This window comes from Trebonia sp. (genome assembly GCF_049794275.1).
Classification (GTDB): Bacteria; Actinomycetota; Actinomycetes; order Streptosporangiales; family Streptosporangiaceae; genus Trebonia.
Map to the genome: position 1 here is coordinate 1 of NZ_JBARCR010000477.1, position 1,709 is coordinate 1,709.

Annotated in this window: 2 protein-coding genes; both read right to left on the reverse strand. The window is 72.6% G+C overall.

Translation table 11 applies throughout. The features are described 5' to 3' along the window. Positions 1 to 1,062, reverse strand: a 1,062-nt coding sequence (locus tag WA805_RS13075; protein ID WP_425242463.1) for a cysteine desulfurase family protein, incomplete at its 3' end; no start/stop codon positions are given. Positions 1,063 to 1,106: 44 nt separating this feature from the next. Further along, positions 1,107 to 1,709 (reverse strand): electron transfer flavoprotein subunit alpha/FixB family protein (locus WA805_RS13080; RefSeq protein ID WP_425242464.1); only part of this gene is annotated, 603 nt, incomplete at its 5' end.

Below are 1,709 nucleotides of genomic sequence, written 5' to 3' on the forward strand. Positions count from 1 at the left end.
CTCGTCGGCGCCCATGGCGAGCAGCACGTGGCTCGGCTCCGCCACCCCGGCGGTGCACGCGGAACCGGTGGAGCAGGCGATGCGCCGCGCGTCGAGCAGGAGCAGCAGTGCGTCGCCCTCACAGCCGGGGAATGAGAAGTGCGCGTTGGCCGGCAGCCGCTCCGGGCCTGGCGGCGGGCCGTTCAGGATCGCGTCGGGGACGACGGCGAGCACTTGGCGGATGAGGTCGTCCCGCAGCGCCGCCAGCCGCTTGGCCTCAGTGACCCGCCGCTCCGCGCTAACCACCGCCGCGACCGCGAACGCCCGGATCGCGGGCGCGTCCAGGGTGCCCGACCTGATGTCGCGTTCCTGGCCGCCGCCGTGCAGCACCGGCACCGGCGCCATGCCACGGCCCAGGATCAGCGCCCCGGCCCCGACCGGGCCGCCCAGCTTGTGCCCGGTCACGGTCATGGCGTCCACGCCGGACGCGGCGAAGTCGACCGGCAGCTGCGCGGCCGCCTGCACCGCGTCGGTGTGGAACGGCACGCCGAACTCGTGCGCCACCTCGGCCAGCGCCGCGATCGGCTGCACGGCGCCGACCTCGTTGTTGGCCCACATCATGCTCACCACGGCCGCGCTGCCCGGGTCGCGCTCCAGCGCTTCCCGCAGCTCCGATGGCCGGACCAGCCCGGATCCGTCTACGCCGACCCAGTCCGCGCACGCTCCCGAGGCGGTGGCGAGCCAGCGCACGGAGTCGAGCACCGCGTGGTGCTCCACCGCGGTCGTGAGTACCCGGCAGCGGCGCTCGTCAGCCGCCCGCCGCGCCCAGAACAGGCCCTTCACCGCGAGGTTGTCCGCCTCGGTGCCGCCGCTGGTGAAGATCACCTCGCTCGCCCTGGCACCGAACACCTCGGCGATCTGCTCCCGCGACTCCTCGACCACCCGGCGGGCACGGCGCCCCGCATCGTGCAGCGACGAGGGGTTGCCGAGCCGGCTGAGTTCCTCCGTCATCGCGTCGATCGCCTCGGGCAGCAACGGCGTGGTCGCGGCATGATCGAGGTATACGACCGGGCTAGTATTCATGGCGGCTTTAGCCTAGTCCCCGCTGCGAGCGCGGCGGCCCGCGCTTACAGCTGCTTGCGCTTGCCGACTTCTTCCAGGAGTTGGGGTACGACGGTGAACAGGTCGCCGACGATGCCGAGGTCGGCGATCTCGAAGATGGGGGCTTCGGGGTCTTTGTTGATCGCGATGATCGTTTTGGAGGTTTGCATGCCGGCCCGGTGCTGGATGGCGCCGGAGATGCCGACGGCCATGTACAGCTGGGGGGAGACGGTCTTGCCGGTCTGGCCGACCTGGAACTGGTGCGGGTACCAGCCGGCGTCGGTGACCGCGCGGGACGCGCCGACGGCCGCGCCGAGCGCGTCGGCGAGTTCCTCGATGATCTTGAATCCGTCGGCTGATCCGGTGCCGCGGCCGCCGGAGACGACGATCTGCGCCTCGGTCAGGTCCGGCCGCTCGCCCTTGTCCGCCACCGCGCGCTCGGTGACCTTCGCGGTCTTGGCGGCGTCGCTGGCGGCGAAGGTCACGGGCACGATCTCAGCGGCGGCCGGGGCCGGCTCGGCGCTGACCGCGTTCGGGCGCACCGCGATGACCGGGGTGCCCTTGGTGACCTTGGAATGCACGGTGATCGCGCCGCCGAAGTTCGGCTGCTCGGCCACCGGCGCCCCGTC